Here is a 13702-nt window from a genome sequence, read left to right on the forward strand (position 1 = left end):
ATTATCATCCTCCTGTTATTTCAGCAGATTCAGCCTTTTTTCAAGCTGATCAATCGGAACACCCTTTGCAGGTGTATACTTCTCAGAAATTCTTTCCATAAGGCTTTCCATAGCTGCAACTGCAGAATAGGACATTGCCTTATCTTCTGTCTTACGACGACGTTTCAGTTTTCCATCCTCGTCAGGATCTTCCTCCGCGGGAGGATCATCCGGTGTATCTGTACCGGAATCCTCATCTTTTGTCTTATCTTCGTCGTCATCTTCATCCTCGTCTGGTTCATCTTCCTCCGGCTTCGGCTGTGGCTGTCCGCTTGCAAACAGAATGCCGTCAACCATTCCGAGGGACTGCGCCTTTTTCGCATTCAGCCATGTTTCCTCGTCCATCATGCGGGCGATCTTGCTGCGGCTGAGACGGGACTTTTCCTCGTAGGCATTGATGATGCTTTCCTTGACCTCATCCAGAAGCTCGATGGCTTTCTGCATCGCTTCCTTATTGCCGAAAGCGACAGTCGAAGGGTTGTGAATCATCAGCATACCCGTCGGAGCGATCAGGGTTTCGTCGCCAGCCATTGCAACAACGGAAGCGGCACTTGCCGCAATGCCGTCAATCTTGACTGTGACCTTGCCCTTATGGTTGCGGAGCATGGTATAGATCTGCGATGCGGCGAACACATCTCCGCCAGGTGAATTCAGCCAGACGGTCAGGTCGCCGCTGACCTTCGCCAGCTCATTGCGGAACATGGCAGGCGTGATCTCATCGCCGAACCATGTGTCTTCCGAAATCGGTCCGTTGAAGATCAGCTCTGCAGAGCCAGTATCCTCATTTCGCACCCAGTTCCAAAATTTCTTATTCATCAGCACATTCCTCCATTCTATAGTTCACTCCGATATAGTCCAGCACTCTTCCAAGCCCCAGACCTTTGTTGTCAGGCTGCCATACACCATCCACCTCTGCACCGCCGCCGATGCAATAATCATAGATTTTCGGGTGTGTTGCTGCCAGCTTCTGAAAACGGTTAGGCTCTTTTTCAAGATGGCAGCCAAACATACAGAACATACATCCTGTGCGCTCTGCACCAGTAGTGTGGTATTTTCCGCTTTCGTCCATAAAAATATCCCCATACACACAAGCGTAGGGGATTTTACGGGTATATAGATATTCCAGAACATCTTGCTCTGTCCAAAATGACATCGGTTGTGACCTCGGACGCTTTGCATCAAAGGCGTTGCAGCCGTGAATCAACCAGTGTTCTTTTCGCAGCCGGGACTCACAAGCCATAGTTGCCACAATAGGAACCCGACCTGTTTCTTTTTCATACTGCTTCATCGGGTTCTTTTTCATGACGGTGCAGCATTCCGAAGAACAGCGGAACGGAGCGTCCAACAGAAACTTCCATCTTTCGCAGTTGTACTGGCTCTTGTCACCGTTCTTATCCAGTGACAAGCCGCATAACTTCAGGTAATCGCCATGAGTCTGCTCACGCCCCTCAGTAATCGCAACTCGTGCATACTGTACACGACGGCTTACTTCTTTTGATACCACCGGGTAGCCATATTTCTGAATGACCTCTCGAAAGTTCATTTTAGGACGGACGATTGTAACGTCATCAAATGACTTCACAAATTCCCTGATCTCCGGAAATTCCAACCCAGTATCAGCAAACACAGCAGGCACATCATAGACACCGGGCGTGTTACGAATAATGTCCAGCAGTACCGTGCTGTCCTTTCCGCCAGAGAATGAGCAATAAACATCGCCGCCATAATGGTCATACCAGCCTTTGATACGATTTTGTGTCATGCGTATCTTGGCATTCAACGGCAATGACTGCATCTGGTAGAGGTCACTGATCTGATGTCTCATCGACACCACCCTCCTTTCCTTCGTAGAAGGCTCCTGCATCTGCCAGTTTTGTAAAGCTGCCGTTCACCAGATACAGATTGCCGCCGTCCTCATCCGGGATAGCGTTCATATCCTCCAGCTCACGGATATCATTGGCGGACATCCAGCCGTTCTGTCTTGCAGTTGCATAGCCCTGCATACGGCTTGCATAGTCGCCGCGCAGCAGACCTTCCACATTGAATTTAATGAAATAGCGCCCCTTTTCGGAATCCGAAAGAAGCGCCTTCTGTAGTCCCTGTTCCCAGCGTACCAGCCACGGATCAAGGGTGTATTTTACGAATTCGAGCGACAGATGCTCGATGTTGCTGAAAGTAGCATGGTCGAGGTCGCCGATCATATGCAGCGGTACGCGATACAGGCGGGCAATTTCCTCGATCTGAAACTTTCGGGTTTCAAGGAACTGCGCCTCGTTATTCGGAATGGAGATAGGCGTGTATTTCATGCCCTCCTCCAAGATCGCTGTTTTGTGCGCATTGCTGCTGCCGTAAGCCCGCTGCCAAGCCTCACGCACACGCTCCGGATTTTTGATCACGCCCGGATGCTCCAGCACCGCAGAAGGCGCTGCGCCGTTTGCGAAGAAGGACGAGCCGTACTCATCACAGGCTACCGCAAGACCGAGTGCATTCTTTGCCATTGCAATAGGGCTGTATCCGACCAGACCGTCAAAGCCCAAGCCGGGAATATGCAGCACCTGTTCCATCGGAAGAATGATCTCGCCCTGCTGCTTGAAATTCGGGTTGTGTTCGTCGTACCGGCTGTAGCGGTAAATGAGCCTGCCGCGATCGTCACGGTCAACACGCACCTTATCCGGCATCAGCGGATACAGTCCGATGACATCACCTCTGCCGTTTCGGATGATCTGCGCATAGGCATTGCCGTAGACCAGCAGATGCGCCATCAGCGTTTCCCGGAACACAAACGATGTCATTTCGGGATTCGGCTGGTCGTGCAGCAAAAAAAATAGCGGGTGCCTCGGCACTCGCTCTTTTCCGTTATCGGTGTATTGGTAAACGTGCAGGGGCAGTTGTGCGATCGCCTCCGACAGCACTCTCACGCAGGCATAAACTGCGATGATCTGCATTGCCGTGCGGTCGTTGACACGCTTACCTGCCTGTGTCCGTCCGAAGAAATAACTGTAGGACGGGCTGTCGTAGCTGTCCTTCGGCTTGTCACGTGACCGGAACAGTCCGCTGAAAATACCCATGTGCATCACTCCTTTCGGTTGACTTTTTCTATGGGCTTATGATATAATATGGAAAAGCGGACGATGCCCGCTTTTGCAATTACAATAATATAATCTATGATTTCAAGGAGATATAAGATGGAAAAAAAAGCATTAGTTGATCATACTTCGCAAAAAGAAGAGAACGAAGAAAATGTATTCACTAACTTTCTTTTAAATACAGGGCTATATCAGCCAATAGAAATAACTGTTGATAACACTTCCGACTTGGCTGACTTAATTGGTGGAAAAGAAAGGATTGACATTTATTGTCCGGAATGCAAGGCGAAAAGAATATTCTATTCTGAAAGCATTTCATATGAAGCTGAAGATGCAAAAAGGGGTCTATACAAAAGACCGTTAGAAGAGGTTGTTAGGTCAAAAGTTTGTATCTATCCAAACGGAAATCCGTTTACAGAGTTTCCTGAAGAAGATTATAGATTAATGGTATTTAAGTTCTTTTGTAGTAAGGATGAGGATCATCATCTTGATTATATTGTTCTTACACAAGGAAATAAGATGATAAAGATCGGTCAATATCCATCTGTAGCAGATTTATCCTTTCCTGAATTAAAAGAATACAGAAAGGTAATGCAAAAAGAAGATGAAAAGGAACTTAAAAGAGCTATCGGATTATTTGCTTCTGGGATAGGGGTTGGCTCTTTTGTGTACTTGAGGAGAATTTTTGAACGTATCATAGTTAATGCCAGCAAAAAAGCAATCCAAGAAGGGAAAATCACAGAAGCAGATTTTGGTAAATCACATGTGGATGAAAAAATAAAAATGTTGTCAGATTATCTACCAAAATCGTTGATAGGTAATACTGTGTTTTATGGCATCATCAGTAAAGGAATTCACGAGCTAACAGAGAAAGAATGCTTAGAGTATTTTCCTGTCATGAAGGGATTTATATTGTTAATATTAAGGCAGTGGGAACAAATGCGTCGTGACGAAGAAGAAGAAAAATCAATTCAAGCATCCCTCAGCAAAATTGCCAGCAAAATTACAAAAAGCTGATAAGCTATCTAAATAAAAAATACAGTTACAAAACCAGCATATCCCTGCTGTCATAAATGCTGTCGCCGGAGTCGTTTCCGCATCGGATTGCACGGTCGAGAGCCATAATCGTGGCGACCGTTCCGTCGATCTTCTCGGTGGACTTTTCCTTGTCGGGCTTGATGTTGCCCGCAGGATCACGCTTGATGAAAATGTTGTCCATGTTCCAGCGCAGCACCGGATGCCCGTTGTGGGCGATCTTCTGCTCCAGCGTCAGCTTCATCAGCTCTTTGGTCGGCGGCGACATATCACGGTAGCCCTGACCGAACTGCACCAGCGTGAAGCCCAGCCCCTCAAGGTTCTGGCTCATCTGCACTGCGCCCCAGCGGTCGAAGGCGATCTCCCGGATATTGAACCGTGTACCCAGTTCATCGATGAAGTTTTCGATGAAGCCGTAATGCACGACGTTGCCCTCGGTCGTCAGCAGGTAGCCCTGCCGTTCCCAGAGGTCATATGGAACGTGATCACGGCGTACACGGAGGTCAAGCGTTTCCTCCGGCAGCCAGAAATACGGCAGAATATAATAATGGTTGTCCTCCTCGGTCGGCGGAAAGACCAGAACAAAAGCCGTGATGTCCGTGGTCGAGGACAAGTCCAGACCGCCGTAACATACACGACCTTCGAGGAAGGATTCGTCGAAATCGACCTTGCAGGCATCCCACTTGTGCATCGGCATCCAGCGGACGGTCTGCTTCACCCACTGATTCAGACGGAGCTGCCGGAAGGCGTTTTCTTCGCCGGGATTTTGCTTGGCGGATTCGCAGGCAGCCTCGACCTTGTCCATGCCGATGGTCTCACCGAGGGACGGATTTGAGTTTTTCCAGACCTCCGGAGAAGTCCAGTCAGCATCATCGGGAGCGCCGTAGATAACCGGATAGAAAGTCTTGTCGATCTTGCGCCCTTCGAGAATATCCTGCGCCTTCTGGTGCTGCTCGTAGCAGATGGAATTAGTGTCCGTGCCTGCCGTTGTGATAAGGAAATACAGCGGCTGCATTCGTGCGTCACCGGAGCCTTTTGTCATAACGTCAAAGAGCTTTCGATTCGGCTGCGTATGCAGCTCATCGAACACGACTCCATGAATATTGAAACCGTGCTTGCTGTACGCCTCAGCGGAAAGCACCTGATAGAAGGAGTTGGTCGGCACATACACGATGCGCTTCTGCGAGGTCAGGATTTTGACGCGCTTGTTCAGCGCAGGACACATCCGCACCATATCGGCGGCGACATCAAACACGATAGCCGCCTGTTGACGGTCAGCAGCGCAGCCGTAGACCTCGGCACGTTCCTCACCGTCGCCGCAGGTCAGCAATAACGCAACAGCGGCAGCAAGCTCCGACTTGCCGTTTTTTTTCGGAATCTCGATGTATGCCGTGTTGAACTGGCGGTAGCCGTTGGGCTTGATGACACCAAACAGGTCACGGATGATGCGCTCCTGCCAGTCGATCAGCTCGAAGGGCTTTCCCGCCCATGTGCCTTTAGTGTGGGCGAGGCACTCGATGAACCGCACCGCATAGTCTGCGGCGGCTTTGTCGTAATGGGAATCCTCCGCCATGAACTTGGTCGGTGTATAATCTTTCAGCTTTCGCAAGTGCCTCACCTCCATGAGAAAGGCGGCTGCCCTCCGGTAGCCGCCTTCGTGTTTTTAGTTGTACTCGTGCATCAGGATTGCCAGCGCCATTTCCGCTGCCTCGTTCTGCGGCGGAACATCCAACCCCCGGTCGTAGTTGTAAACAACCTCGCCGCTGATCTTCAGCGTCAGCTTGCTGATCCTGCCGCCGTCGATCCCGTACTGGCTGCCCTCGTCGTAGGCTTTCACCCAGTAATGAACGACCGTGTACTTGCCGTCTCCCTTCGGGACTCCAATCGTACCTTCGTGCCACATAGTGTTTTCCTCCGTTTTTCGTAGTTTTCGGTGGGCTTTGCCCTTCCGTTGTACACATATTAACTCTAAACGGCGGATATATCAAGTGTGAGTAATAACAATGATCGCTGCGGTATTTTCCGCTTGTTTGTGTACTTTACGCCCGCACACAGAAGCCGCAGAAACACGCTGTGCGGGGCTTGTTCTGGCATGGCATCAGTTTGCGCGGAACCGGCTACCCGCGCACAGGGCGGCGCTGTGCCGCCCCGGTTGGGCGACCGGCTCATCTGCCGGTCATCCATTCCCATTCGCTTTCGCAGGCTGCTGCGTAGTCTTCGTCAAAAAGGGCATCGTCGTCAATCCATTCGGTTTCGTACTCGATCTCCTCGATGCCCTCGAAGGTCGTGCCGTTTGCGGCTGCGTCCTCCTGCGCAAGGCTGTCGGCGTTCTCCTCAACCCAAGCCCTGAAGTCCTCTGCGTCGAGGTCGTCCTCGTTCTCGACTTCCAGTTCGTAAGCTTCCTCCTCGGTGTCGTACCAAAGGATTGTGGCGCTCTTGATCGCCTCGCGCTCGTTCCAGTCGTCTCTGCCTGCCATTGCTCTTGCCTTTGCCATTCCGTAGCTGATCATTGTTTTTTCCTCCGTGTTTCGTAGTTTCCGGCGGGCTTTGCCCTTCCGTTGTGTACATATTAACTCTGAATGCGAATTATATCAAGCCGCTAAAACTACAGAAGATACGGGGAAAATGTGCGGCGGGTGTTGTGTATATTACACCCGCCGCTTTTCGGTTATTCGCCGAGGGGAATCGGCATCAGGATGTTGCCGACCAGCACGAAATCGTATGCCTGCCGGAAGAACTCCGTGTACTTTTCGGTCAGCTCCTGCGGCAGGTCGGTGAAGTCATCCTCGCCCAAGCCGCAAAGGAAGAATGTCCCCTTGATGACGCCGTAACCCTTGATCGGGCGGTTCCACTTCTGCTCCGGGTGGTAGAGGGCTTCCTCTTCGCACACCAGTGCGACCGGATCATCGAAGGGGTAAATCGCCTGAATGTACCCGCCGACCGTCTGCTGCAGGCTTTCAAGCTCTCCGCTGATCTCCTTTGCGTAGGGGCGCTTGCCCGGTTCAACAACTAAAATGTTCATGTGAATGCTCCTTTTGCTTTATTCCGCTTCTCCTGCGGTAGTGACATCTTAACTCTGAACCGAGGATATATCAAGCATAATCGGCAAAATAAATGTGACAAACATCGCGGCGGAAATGCCGCTGAATTGTACATCGCACAAGAGCCGCACACGCGCCCTGTGTGGGGCGGGTTACCGAAAGGGATACCGTTTGGAGGATATCCGTCCCGCGCCACACGTTGCAACGTGGCAGCTCTGTGCGCCTTATTCTTCGCCTTCGTACTTCTCGTGGATGATGCCGAGAATCTTGTCCTGTTCCTCGCGTCCGACGCCGATGCTTTCAAGCGCCTCGCGCGTTCCGCAGTCGGGGCAGATCGGGCTGTTATCCGCGCGGGAAAGAGCTGGTCGCTCCGTGTACGCCTGCCCGCATTTCGGGCAGGTCTGCGGTGTTCTTACTCGCTCCTTCATCGCTGCACCTCCTTCATGCTGATCTCGTAGGCGGCATCGAGAAACTTGGTATCGAAGCCGAAGTTCCGGTAGCCTTCCTCGCAGGTGCGGATGTAGGCAAGTGAGGGAATGCCGAGCTTGCGCTCCTCGTGCATGATGTAGACGAAAGCGTCCAGCTTTTTGGTCTTGCCGTTTGCCAGCTTCACCGGCAGGCGGACTGCCTTCTTGTAGTAGAAGGTCGGGCAGCCCTCGTAGGCGTCCAGCCGCTTTTCATCGTCGGCGGTGACCTCCCAGACCGCGATCGGAACAATGCTGTTCTTCTTCGGTTCGATGGTCAGGTACGCGCCGGTCTTGCTGCCCTTGTAAAGCAGCTCGTAGTCGGGGATCACCGTGATGCCGATGGGCTTTGCGCTGGGGCAGCGGTATCGCATCTGGCGGATGTTCAGGTTCGAGCCGTAGGCAAGGTAGTACTTCTTCTTTTCCATGTCAATCGTCCTTTCCGAAGGAAGGCTCCTTCTACCACCCTAAGCCGCCCGCAGGCGGCAGGTGGGGAAAGGCGGCGGATCAGCGTTCCGCCTTACCCAGTTCGTATGCCTTTCGCAGCATCTCGCGGATGCCCCAGACGCTCAGCTCGATGAAGTCCTCGGTGTCGTTCCTGCGAGTGTCCAGCCCGCCGCGCTGCTCCAGTGCGAAGTCGGCGTCCATTGCGATCTGCTCCAACTTCTTGTCGGTTTCCGTTCCCCATTCGATGTTGCTCATTGTTCGTACCTCCGTGTTTGTTTTCCGGTCGTTTTCCGTTCCGGTAGTCACATATTAACTCTTTTCGGGGATAATAGCAAGCCGCTAAATGTACAAAACATCGAGGAAGAAAATGCACCGTTCCTTGTGTAGTATATGCCTTGCCGCTGTTTGCGCCGTTTGCGCCCGTGTAGGGCTTTTTACCGAAAGGGGCAGTTACTTGGAGGATACCCGTCCCGCCCCACACGGGGCAACGTGGGCGCTGTGTGCGGCTTGCCGCCCCAGCCGCCGTGGTTGGCGGCTGGGATTCGGCTTCCCTCAAGGTCTGCCGAATCTGAAGGCGTTGTCGCCGGTAAGGTTCTGCGTCAGGGTTTCTCTTGCCGTTGCGAATTCGTCGCCAATGAAGCCCATTCTCATCAGCCAAGTTCTCATTGCGAACTTTTTGTTTTCCTTCTGCTGTTCCTTCGGGCTTGCGCTGCGCAGGTCTTTTGCCATCTGGCTCATTGCGAGGCAAAGCTGAATGTAGCTCTTGAGCTTGCCTGCGTGGAGTCCGTTCTGCTTGCCGCCTGCGGGCTTGTCGAACTGGAAAAGGCGGAATTCAATCGTGCCTTTTGTGAAGGTGGCGTGGAGGTTGAGCATATGGTAGCGGCTGCTGTTGTAATGGTGGCTTCTTCCGTTGTCGCATCCCTGTGCGCCGTACCAGATGTCTGCAAGCTGCGCCATCGTCTTGGGCTTCTTTGCGTTGAGCTGCTGCAGGAAATTCGGGTTGACCGTTCTGCAATACTGGTTCATTCTGTTGCGGTCAACCTTGATTGCTTCGGCGATCAGCGTTTCGTGGCTTGCCATGATGTTTGCGAGGTTTCTCAGGCTCTGCGGTGTGTGTCCCGCTGCACCGATGTGAATGTGAACTCCGCAGCCTCTGGTGTAGTCGCTCTTTGCGCCCGCCTTGCGAAGGCGTCTGATCAGCTCCTGCAGGGTTTCGATGTCCTCGTAGTGCAGGATTGGTGTGACCATTTCGCACTTTTCGCTGTCCGGTCCGCTGATGCTCACGTCGCGCTGGAATTTCCACTCGCGTCCCTGTGCGTCCCAAGCGCTCCAAGTGTAGTAGCCGTTGCGGAAGGCGGTGTCCTCGTAGCGGTTCGTGCCGAAGAACTCGGCGGCGAGCTTTGCGGCAGCCTTGCGGGTGATGCTGTTCATCTCAACCTCAACCCCGATCGTCTGCTCCTTCATTCTGTTGATCTGTGCCTGTGTGTTTGCGTTCATGGTGGTATCCTCCTGTTTGGTTTTTGGTGTGTTTTCCCTTTCGGTAGTCACATATTAACTCTAAACCGAGGATATATCAAGCCGCTAAAACCACAGAATATCGAGGAAAATACAGCCTTGATGATTGTGTAGTATACACCCTTGACTTACTTGCAATCGTGTGGTAATATGGGGTACGATGGAATAGGTTCTCACATTTTCCGGCGCCCCCGGAGGCTGTAAAATCAGCCGCCGGAGATGACCTCGAATTCATCCACGCCTTCGATCAGGGCGAGGCTTCTGCCGTTCTCCCAGTTCATGTGGATGTTGCCTGCGTCGTCGATGATCGCAACCGAGCCGATCGTACCGGGCGGCACGGGCGCGATGTCGTCCGCCATGTGTATCAGGCGGATTCTGGTGCCTGCGGGATAACGCTCCCGCAGGGCTTTCAGTTCAGCATCATTCGGAAACCGCATCGTCTGCACCTCCTTCGGGCTTGCCGTGGCGGAAGGCGGAGCTTCCGGTCAGGCGGCGGAGCAGAACCCTGCGCACCGGCTTGTACTCTTCGCCGATCATGCCGAGTCGCAGGAGGAAGCAGCGGAATGCGTACTTCTCGTTGTCGCTGGTATCCGGCTTGTTGACCACGCGCTTGAGATTCTTGGCAAACTCGCAGAGGGCGGTAATGAAGCGGGCGTATGCATCGCCGTCGCCGTCTTTCTCGACCGTGAACCACGGGAACTCGATCGTTTCCTCGCACTCGTTGACCGCAAGGCTCTCCGTGTTCAGTGCGTGCTTCAGGAGCGTTTCCTTGTTCTCGATGATCTGAAGCAGGTTCTCCAGCCCCTGTTCACCGAAGAAGTCTCTCGGCATCGAAATCGTCAGCGCCACCGGCTCGTCCTCTGCGGTGTAGCCTGCCTTCTGCAGTTCGCTCCGGATCTCGTCCGGAAGCTCATCGCCGTGCAGCACCGCTTCCTTGTCGAGGGTGTATTCACCGATCTGGTATCCGCAGCTCGGAACGCCGAGGTACTTCACCTCGCTGCCGGTCAGCTCACCGATCTTCTGTGCCAGTGCCTTGCGCTGGCTCTTTTCGATATTAAACTTGATATTCATGATGTGACCTCCTGTTTTTCACCGCTTGCTGCGGTTTTGATTGTAGTCACATATTAACTCTGAACCGCACAGATATCAAGACTGTAAACCGCCGAAATGTAAGGAATTATAAGCCTGACCATTGTGCATATTACGCCGATAGTTTCTGTACCAGACTTAGTATCAGTCTGTTCACAATTTGCTACACGAGCGTAAAAGACTTTTTTCGACAAAACTTGTGCTTTTTCTTGTTTTTTCGCTCTTCCCTTATTCGACGATATGTGATATTATTAGTGCATAGACGGCATCCAGTGCCGAAAAATGAAAAAGCGAGGTAACTACTATGAACATGAAAAAGATTCTTGAAGTTGTCGCCGCCCAGAACAACACGACTGTTGCAGAAGTCCGGACGGAAATGGAAGCAGCAATTGCTGCCGCCAAAGACAATCCAAACTTCCAGCAGGCATTCGGAGGGAGAATCCCCAGTGTCGAGGAATTCATCCTTTATGCAGTGCTGCAATGTGCAGCGCCACCAGAAAATCAGCCTTCCTTCGTCTCAACCTCTTTGACCAGATCAGAATAAGGAATCTGCTGTTCGTTACGAATTACATACACGCCTTCGGTATCACCGGTGTCCTCAACGTAGCGCCGGAGAATGACGGAGGCGTATTTTTCGTCAAGCTCCATCATGTAGCAGATGCGGTTCATCTGTTCACACGCCATGAGCGTCGAGCCGCTGCCGCCGAAGGTGTCGATGACCACGGCGTTCTCCTGAGTGGAGTTGCCGATGGGATAACCGAGCAGATCGAGGGGCTTGCTGGTGGGGTGGTTCGCATTGCGCTTCGGCTTGTCGAAATTCCAGATGGTCGTCTGCTTTCGGTCGGAATACCACTTGTGCTTGCCGTTCTGCATGAAGCCGTACAGCACAGGCTCGTGCTGCCACTGATAATCCGAGCGTCCCAGCACAAGGCTGTCCTTCACCCAGATGCAGCAGCCTGCAAGGTGGAATCCCGCATCGACGAACGCACGGCGGAAATTCAGACCTTCGGTGTCTGCGTGGAACACATAAGCCGCACCGCCTTTTTCGAGATGTGCCGCCATACACCGGAACGCTGCCAGCAGGAAGTTGTAGAACTCCTCGTTCTTCATGCTGTCGTTCTGAATGGTCAGACCGCTGGAGCTTTTGAAAGATACACCGTAGGGCGGATCGGTCAGAATGAGATTTGCTTTTGTATCGCCCATAAGTGTATTAACATCTTCGGGACTGGTCGCGTCACCGCACATGAGGCGATGCCTGCCGACCGTCCACACATCTCCGCGCTCCACGAAGGAAGCCTTCTCCAGCGCAGCGGTCAGGTCGAAATCATCGTCCTTCGCATCGCTGCCGGTTCCGTCGGAAAACAGGTCAGCCAGTTCCTTTTCATCGAAGCCGGTCATAGAAAGGTCATAGCCGAGGTCTTGCAGTTCCTGCATCTCCACGGCGAGAAGCTCCTCGTCCCAGCCTGCGTCCATTGCCATGCGGTTATCGGCAAGGATGTAGGCTTTCTTTTGTGCGTCGGTCAGGTGGTCAACATAGACACACGGCACTTCCGTGATGCCTTCCTCCTTCGCCGCCATCAGTCTGCCGTGACCTGCGATGACATTGAACTCCCGGTCGATGATGACGGGATTGACGAAACCGAACTCACGCAGCGAGGAGCGCAGCTTTTTTATCTGCTCCGGAGAATGCGTCCGGGCGTTATTTACATACGGTATGAGCTTGTCGGTGCTGACAAGCTGAAAGTCTGTCGTTGTTTTCATGTGTACCTCACTTCCTGCTGCGGAGTAGCTGCTCCATCATATCATCCTGTGGAGAGCCGTCGAACTTGGTCGTGCAATTCTGCTTCACGATATCGAAAATCTCATACCAGAGCAGATTTGCCTGTTTCTGATAGGACTGGCTGAGCGATGCGAACGGAGATGCGACCACGCCGCCGGTCGTCGGATGCTTGCCGAGCAGACCGTAGGTCGAGAGCGCGTCCTCACATTGGATAAAACGAGCGAACGCCAGCGAGTAGCTTTCGAGCAGTCGCTTGTTCACCAGCTTTTCGCAGCCGCGATTCTTCAGCCATATCCATGTTTCCTTATAAATTTCATCAGCGCCGAGGGGCTTGCCGTCCTTCTGTCGTGCCGAGAGGTATTCACTCGGCGAGGGCATATCCTCACCGACAAGGTCAGCGGCATCATCAAGGTCAGCACCTTCCAGCGCGGTCGGGGTGAATTCGATGATGTCGGCATCCTCTCCGGCGGCAATTTTCTCAGCGAGGGGCTTCGGCTTGTCGCCTGCACGGACACGTCGTCCGCCACGGTTTGTACCGTCCTTTGCCATATCATCACCTGCCTATTCTCTGCATAAGCGACTGCCAGCGCTCGTTCCTCGCTGGACATCCGCTTATAAAAAATGCCGAAACCACGCGGATTTCGGCTTATTAAATATTCGAGGGGTTAATAGGTCGTTTGAACCGGACTTTTTGTGCGTGAGAGGGGGCGCCGGTCTTGTGATCGCTGCTCCGTAGAGATTTCGATACCCCCACCGGGCAGCCCCCCAGCCCCTCCCCATTCTCCTAAAAAGCTTATCATTTTAGGAGAATGCGGAAATTAGTAGGAGTATTCCGGTCTGCTGTCCTCGGTTCCGGTTTTCCTGTCGTGACAGATCTTGCAAAGCGCCTGCCAGTTTGTATCGCTCCACATCAGGTAATGGTCACCACGGTGCGGAACGATATGGTCAACGACCGTTGCAGTCACATACTTTCCCTGCGCCAGACACTTCACGCACAGCGGATGCTTCCGCAGGTACGCTTTGCTGACACGCTGCCACTTGCTGCCGTAGCCACGCTTGGCGGCAGACGGTCGCTCAGGGTGCAGGGGCTTGTGTTCGTCGCAGTATGCACCGTCGGTCAGTCTCGGACAGCCGGGGTGCTTGCACGGTTTCAGTGCCTTCCTCGGCATCACCAACACCTCCTTCGGGCATAAGAAAAGCCGCTGC

18 protein-coding genes are annotated in these 13702 nt (G+C 52.8%); 2 read left to right on the plus strand and 16 right to left on the minus strand.

The window, feature by feature from the left end; translation table 11 throughout:
- Positions 1–15: 15 nt before the first annotated feature.
- Genes BMX22_RS07640 through BMX22_RS07650 form a run of 3 tightly spaced genes read right to left on the minus strand, consistent with a single transcriptional unit; the run spans position 16 to position 3107 of the window.
- Complete coding sequence (locus BMX22_RS07640) at positions 16–855, minus strand: head maturation protease, ClpP-related (RefSeq protein WP_074741881.1); 840 nt, start codon at positions 853–855, stop codon at positions 16–18.
- Positions 848–1864: a phosphoadenosine phosphosulfate reductase family protein gene (locus BMX22_RS07645; RefSeq protein WP_318259709.1), complete on the minus strand. Its 1017-nt coding sequence runs from the start codon at positions 1862–1864 to the stop codon at positions 848–850. Before BMX22_RS07645 ends, BMX22_RS07640 begins: the two co-directional genes overlap by 8 nt.
- Positions 1845–3107 carry a phage portal protein gene (locus BMX22_RS07650; RefSeq protein WP_074741883.1) on the minus strand — a complete coding sequence of 421 codons (1263 nt, stop codon included), beginning with the start codon at positions 3105–3107 and terminating at the stop codon, positions 1845–1847. The genes BMX22_RS07645 and BMX22_RS07650 overlap by 20 nt, the downstream gene beginning before the upstream one ends.
- A gap of 117 nt (positions 3108–3224) precedes the next feature.
- Here BMX22_RS07650 and BMX22_RS07655 point away from each other — a divergent pair, with 117 nt between their 5' ends.
- Positions 3225–4142 carry a hypothetical protein gene (locus tag BMX22_RS07655; protein WP_074741884.1) on the plus strand — a complete coding sequence of 306 codons (918 nt, stop codon included), beginning with the start codon at positions 3225–3227 and terminating at the stop codon, positions 4140–4142.
- 25 nt (positions 4143–4167) lie between these two features.
- Here BMX22_RS07655 and BMX22_RS07660 read toward each other — a convergent pair whose 3' ends face one another.
- From BMX22_RS07660 to BMX22_RS07705, 10 genes are all read right to left on the minus strand, one after another.
- Positions 4168–5769 carry a terminase large subunit gene (locus tag BMX22_RS07660; protein ID WP_177172988.1) on the minus strand — a complete coding sequence of 534 codons (1602 nt, stop codon included), beginning with the start codon at positions 5767–5769 and terminating at the stop codon, positions 4168–4170.
- A 54-nt stretch (positions 5770–5823) separates the two neighbouring features.
- The gene (locus BMX22_RS07665) at positions 5824–6063 is read right to left on the minus strand and encodes a DUF7678 domain-containing protein (protein WP_028520189.1); all 240 of its coding nucleotides are present in this window, start codon (positions 6061–6063) and stop codon (positions 5824–5826) included.
- A 262-nt stretch (positions 6064–6325) separates the two neighbouring features.
- Positions 6326–6670 (minus strand): hypothetical protein, encoded by a 345-nt coding sequence (locus tag BMX22_RS07670; RefSeq protein ID WP_074741886.1) that lies wholly within the window; start codon positions 6668–6670, stop codon positions 6326–6328.
- Between the two features lie 158 nt (positions 6671–6828).
- A complete protein-coding gene (locus BMX22_RS07675) occupies positions 6829–7182 on the minus strand; it encodes a DUF3846 domain-containing protein (RefSeq protein WP_024860230.1) in 354 nt (117 codons plus the stop codon).
- A 243-nt stretch (positions 7183–7425) separates the two neighbouring features.
- Positions 7426–7629 (minus strand): hypothetical protein, encoded by a 204-nt coding sequence (locus BMX22_RS07680; RefSeq protein WP_074741887.1) that lies wholly within the window; start codon positions 7627–7629, stop codon positions 7426–7428.
- Positions 7626–8093, minus strand: a complete 468-nt coding sequence (locus BMX22_RS07685) for a gamma-glutamylcyclotransferase family protein (RefSeq protein ID WP_074741888.1) — start codon at positions 8091–8093, stop codon at positions 7626–7628. Before BMX22_RS07685 ends, BMX22_RS07680 begins: the two co-directional genes overlap by 4 nt.
- A gap of 79 nt (positions 8094–8172) precedes the next feature.
- Positions 8173–8418 (minus strand): DUF6900 domain-containing protein, encoded by a 246-nt coding sequence (locus BMX22_RS07690; protein ID WP_207645876.1) that lies wholly within the window; start codon positions 8416–8418, stop codon positions 8173–8175.
- A gap of 246 nt (positions 8419–8664) precedes the next feature.
- Entirely contained in the window at positions 8665–9609 is a 945-nt protein-coding gene (locus tag BMX22_RS07695) for an amidoligase family protein (protein WP_074741890.1), read from the minus strand.
- A gap of 224 nt (positions 9610–9833) precedes the next feature.
- Positions 9834–10064, minus strand: coding sequence for a DUF4314 domain-containing protein (locus BMX22_RS07700; protein WP_028520184.1), 231 nt, complete (start codon positions 10062–10064; stop codon positions 9834–9836).
- The gene (locus BMX22_RS07705; RefSeq protein WP_081349132.1) at positions 10048–10698 is read right to left on the minus strand and encodes a hypothetical protein; all 651 of its coding nucleotides are present in this window, start codon (positions 10696–10698) and stop codon (positions 10048–10050) included. The genes BMX22_RS07700 and BMX22_RS07705 overlap by 17 nt, the downstream gene beginning before the upstream one ends.
- A gap of 322 nt (positions 10699–11020) precedes the next feature.
- On the opposite strand from BMX22_RS07705, the gene BMX22_RS16095 reads away from it, so the two are divergent.
- A complete protein-coding gene (locus BMX22_RS16095; protein ID WP_143055497.1) occupies positions 11021–11260 on the plus strand; it encodes a hypothetical protein in 240 nt (79 codons plus the stop codon).
- Here BMX22_RS16095 and BMX22_RS07710 read toward each other — a convergent pair.
- The 3 genes from BMX22_RS07710 to BMX22_RS07720 form a co-directional block, all read right to left on the minus strand.
- On the minus strand, positions 11218–12477 hold the full coding sequence (locus BMX22_RS07710; RefSeq protein WP_074741892.1) for a site-specific DNA-methyltransferase: 1260 nt from the start codon (positions 12475–12477) through the stop codon (positions 11218–11220). The two genes, BMX22_RS16095 and BMX22_RS07710, sit on opposite strands and share 43 nt — an antisense overlap.
- Before the next feature lie 7 nt (positions 12478–12484).
- Complete coding sequence (locus BMX22_RS07715) at positions 12485–13045, minus strand: terminase (RefSeq protein ID WP_009986380.1); 561 nt, start codon at positions 13043–13045, stop codon at positions 12485–12487.
- A gap of 269 nt (positions 13046–13314) precedes the next feature.
- Positions 13315–13665 carry an HNH endonuclease gene (locus BMX22_RS07720; protein WP_074741893.1) on the minus strand — a complete coding sequence of 117 codons (351 nt, stop codon included), beginning with the start codon at positions 13663–13665 and terminating at the stop codon, positions 13315–13317.
- Positions 13666–13702: the final 37 nt, after the last annotated feature.

Source organism: Ruminococcus sp. YRD2003 (assembly GCA_900109435.1).
Lineage (GTDB): Bacteria > Bacillota > Clostridia > Oscillospirales > Ruminococcaceae > Ruminococcus > Ruminococcus flavefaciens_G.

Coding starts and splice junctions, on each gene's coding strand:
- BMX22_RS07640 (WP_074741881.1), bottom strand. CDS start 855: ATGAATAAGAAATTTTGGAACTGGGTGCGAAATGAGGATACTGGCTCT.
- BMX22_RS07645 (WP_318259709.1), bottom strand. CDS start 1,864: ATGAGACATCAGATCAGTGACCTCTACCAGATGCAGTCATTGCCGTTG.
- BMX22_RS07650 (WP_074741883.1), bottom strand. CDS start 3,107: ATGGGTATTTTCAGCGGACTGTTCCGGTCACGTGACAAGCCGAAGGAC.
- BMX22_RS07655 (WP_074741884.1), top strand. CDS start 3,225: ATGGAAAAAAAAGCATTAGTTGATCATACTTCGCAAAAAGAAGAGAAC.
- BMX22_RS07665 (WP_028520189.1), bottom strand. CDS start 6,063: ATGTGGCACGAAGGTACGATTGGAGTCCCGAAGGGAGACGGCAAGTAC.
- BMX22_RS07670 (WP_074741886.1), bottom strand. CDS start 6,670: ATGATCAGCTACGGAATGGCAAAGGCAAGAGCAATGGCAGGCAGAGAC.
- BMX22_RS07675 (WP_024860230.1), bottom strand. CDS start 7,182: ATGAACATTTTAGTTGTTGAACCGGGCAAGCGCCCCTACGCAAAGGAG.
- BMX22_RS07680 (WP_074741887.1), bottom strand. CDS start 7,629: ATGAAGGAGCGAGTAAGAACACCGCAGACCTGCCCGAAATGCGGGCAG.
- BMX22_RS07685 (WP_074741888.1), bottom strand. CDS start 8,093: ATGGAAAAGAAGAAGTACTACCTTGCCTACGGCTCGAACCTGAACATC.
- BMX22_RS07695 (WP_074741890.1), bottom strand. CDS start 9,609: ATGAACGCAAACACACAGGCACAGATCAACAGAATGAAGGAGCAGACG.
- BMX22_RS07700 (WP_028520184.1), bottom strand. CDS start 10,064: ATGCGGTTTCCGAATGATGCTGAACTGAAAGCCCTGCGGGAGCGTTAT.
- BMX22_RS07705 (WP_081349132.1), bottom strand. CDS start 10,698: ATGAATATCAAGTTTAATATCGAAAAGAGCCAGCGCAAGGCACTGGCA.
- BMX22_RS16095 (WP_143055497.1), top strand. CDS start 11,021: ATGAACATGAAAAAGATTCTTGAAGTTGTCGCCGCCCAGAACAACACG.
- BMX22_RS07710 (WP_074741892.1), bottom strand. CDS start 12,477: ATGAAAACAACGACAGACTTTCAGCTTGTCAGCACCGACAAGCTCATA.
- BMX22_RS07715 (WP_009986380.1), bottom strand. CDS start 13,045: ATGGCAAAGGACGGTACAAACCGTGGCGGACGACGTGTCCGTGCAGGC.
- BMX22_RS07720 (WP_074741893.1), bottom strand. CDS start 13,665: ATGCCGAGGAAGGCACTGAAACCGTGCAAGCACCCCGGCTGTCCGAGA.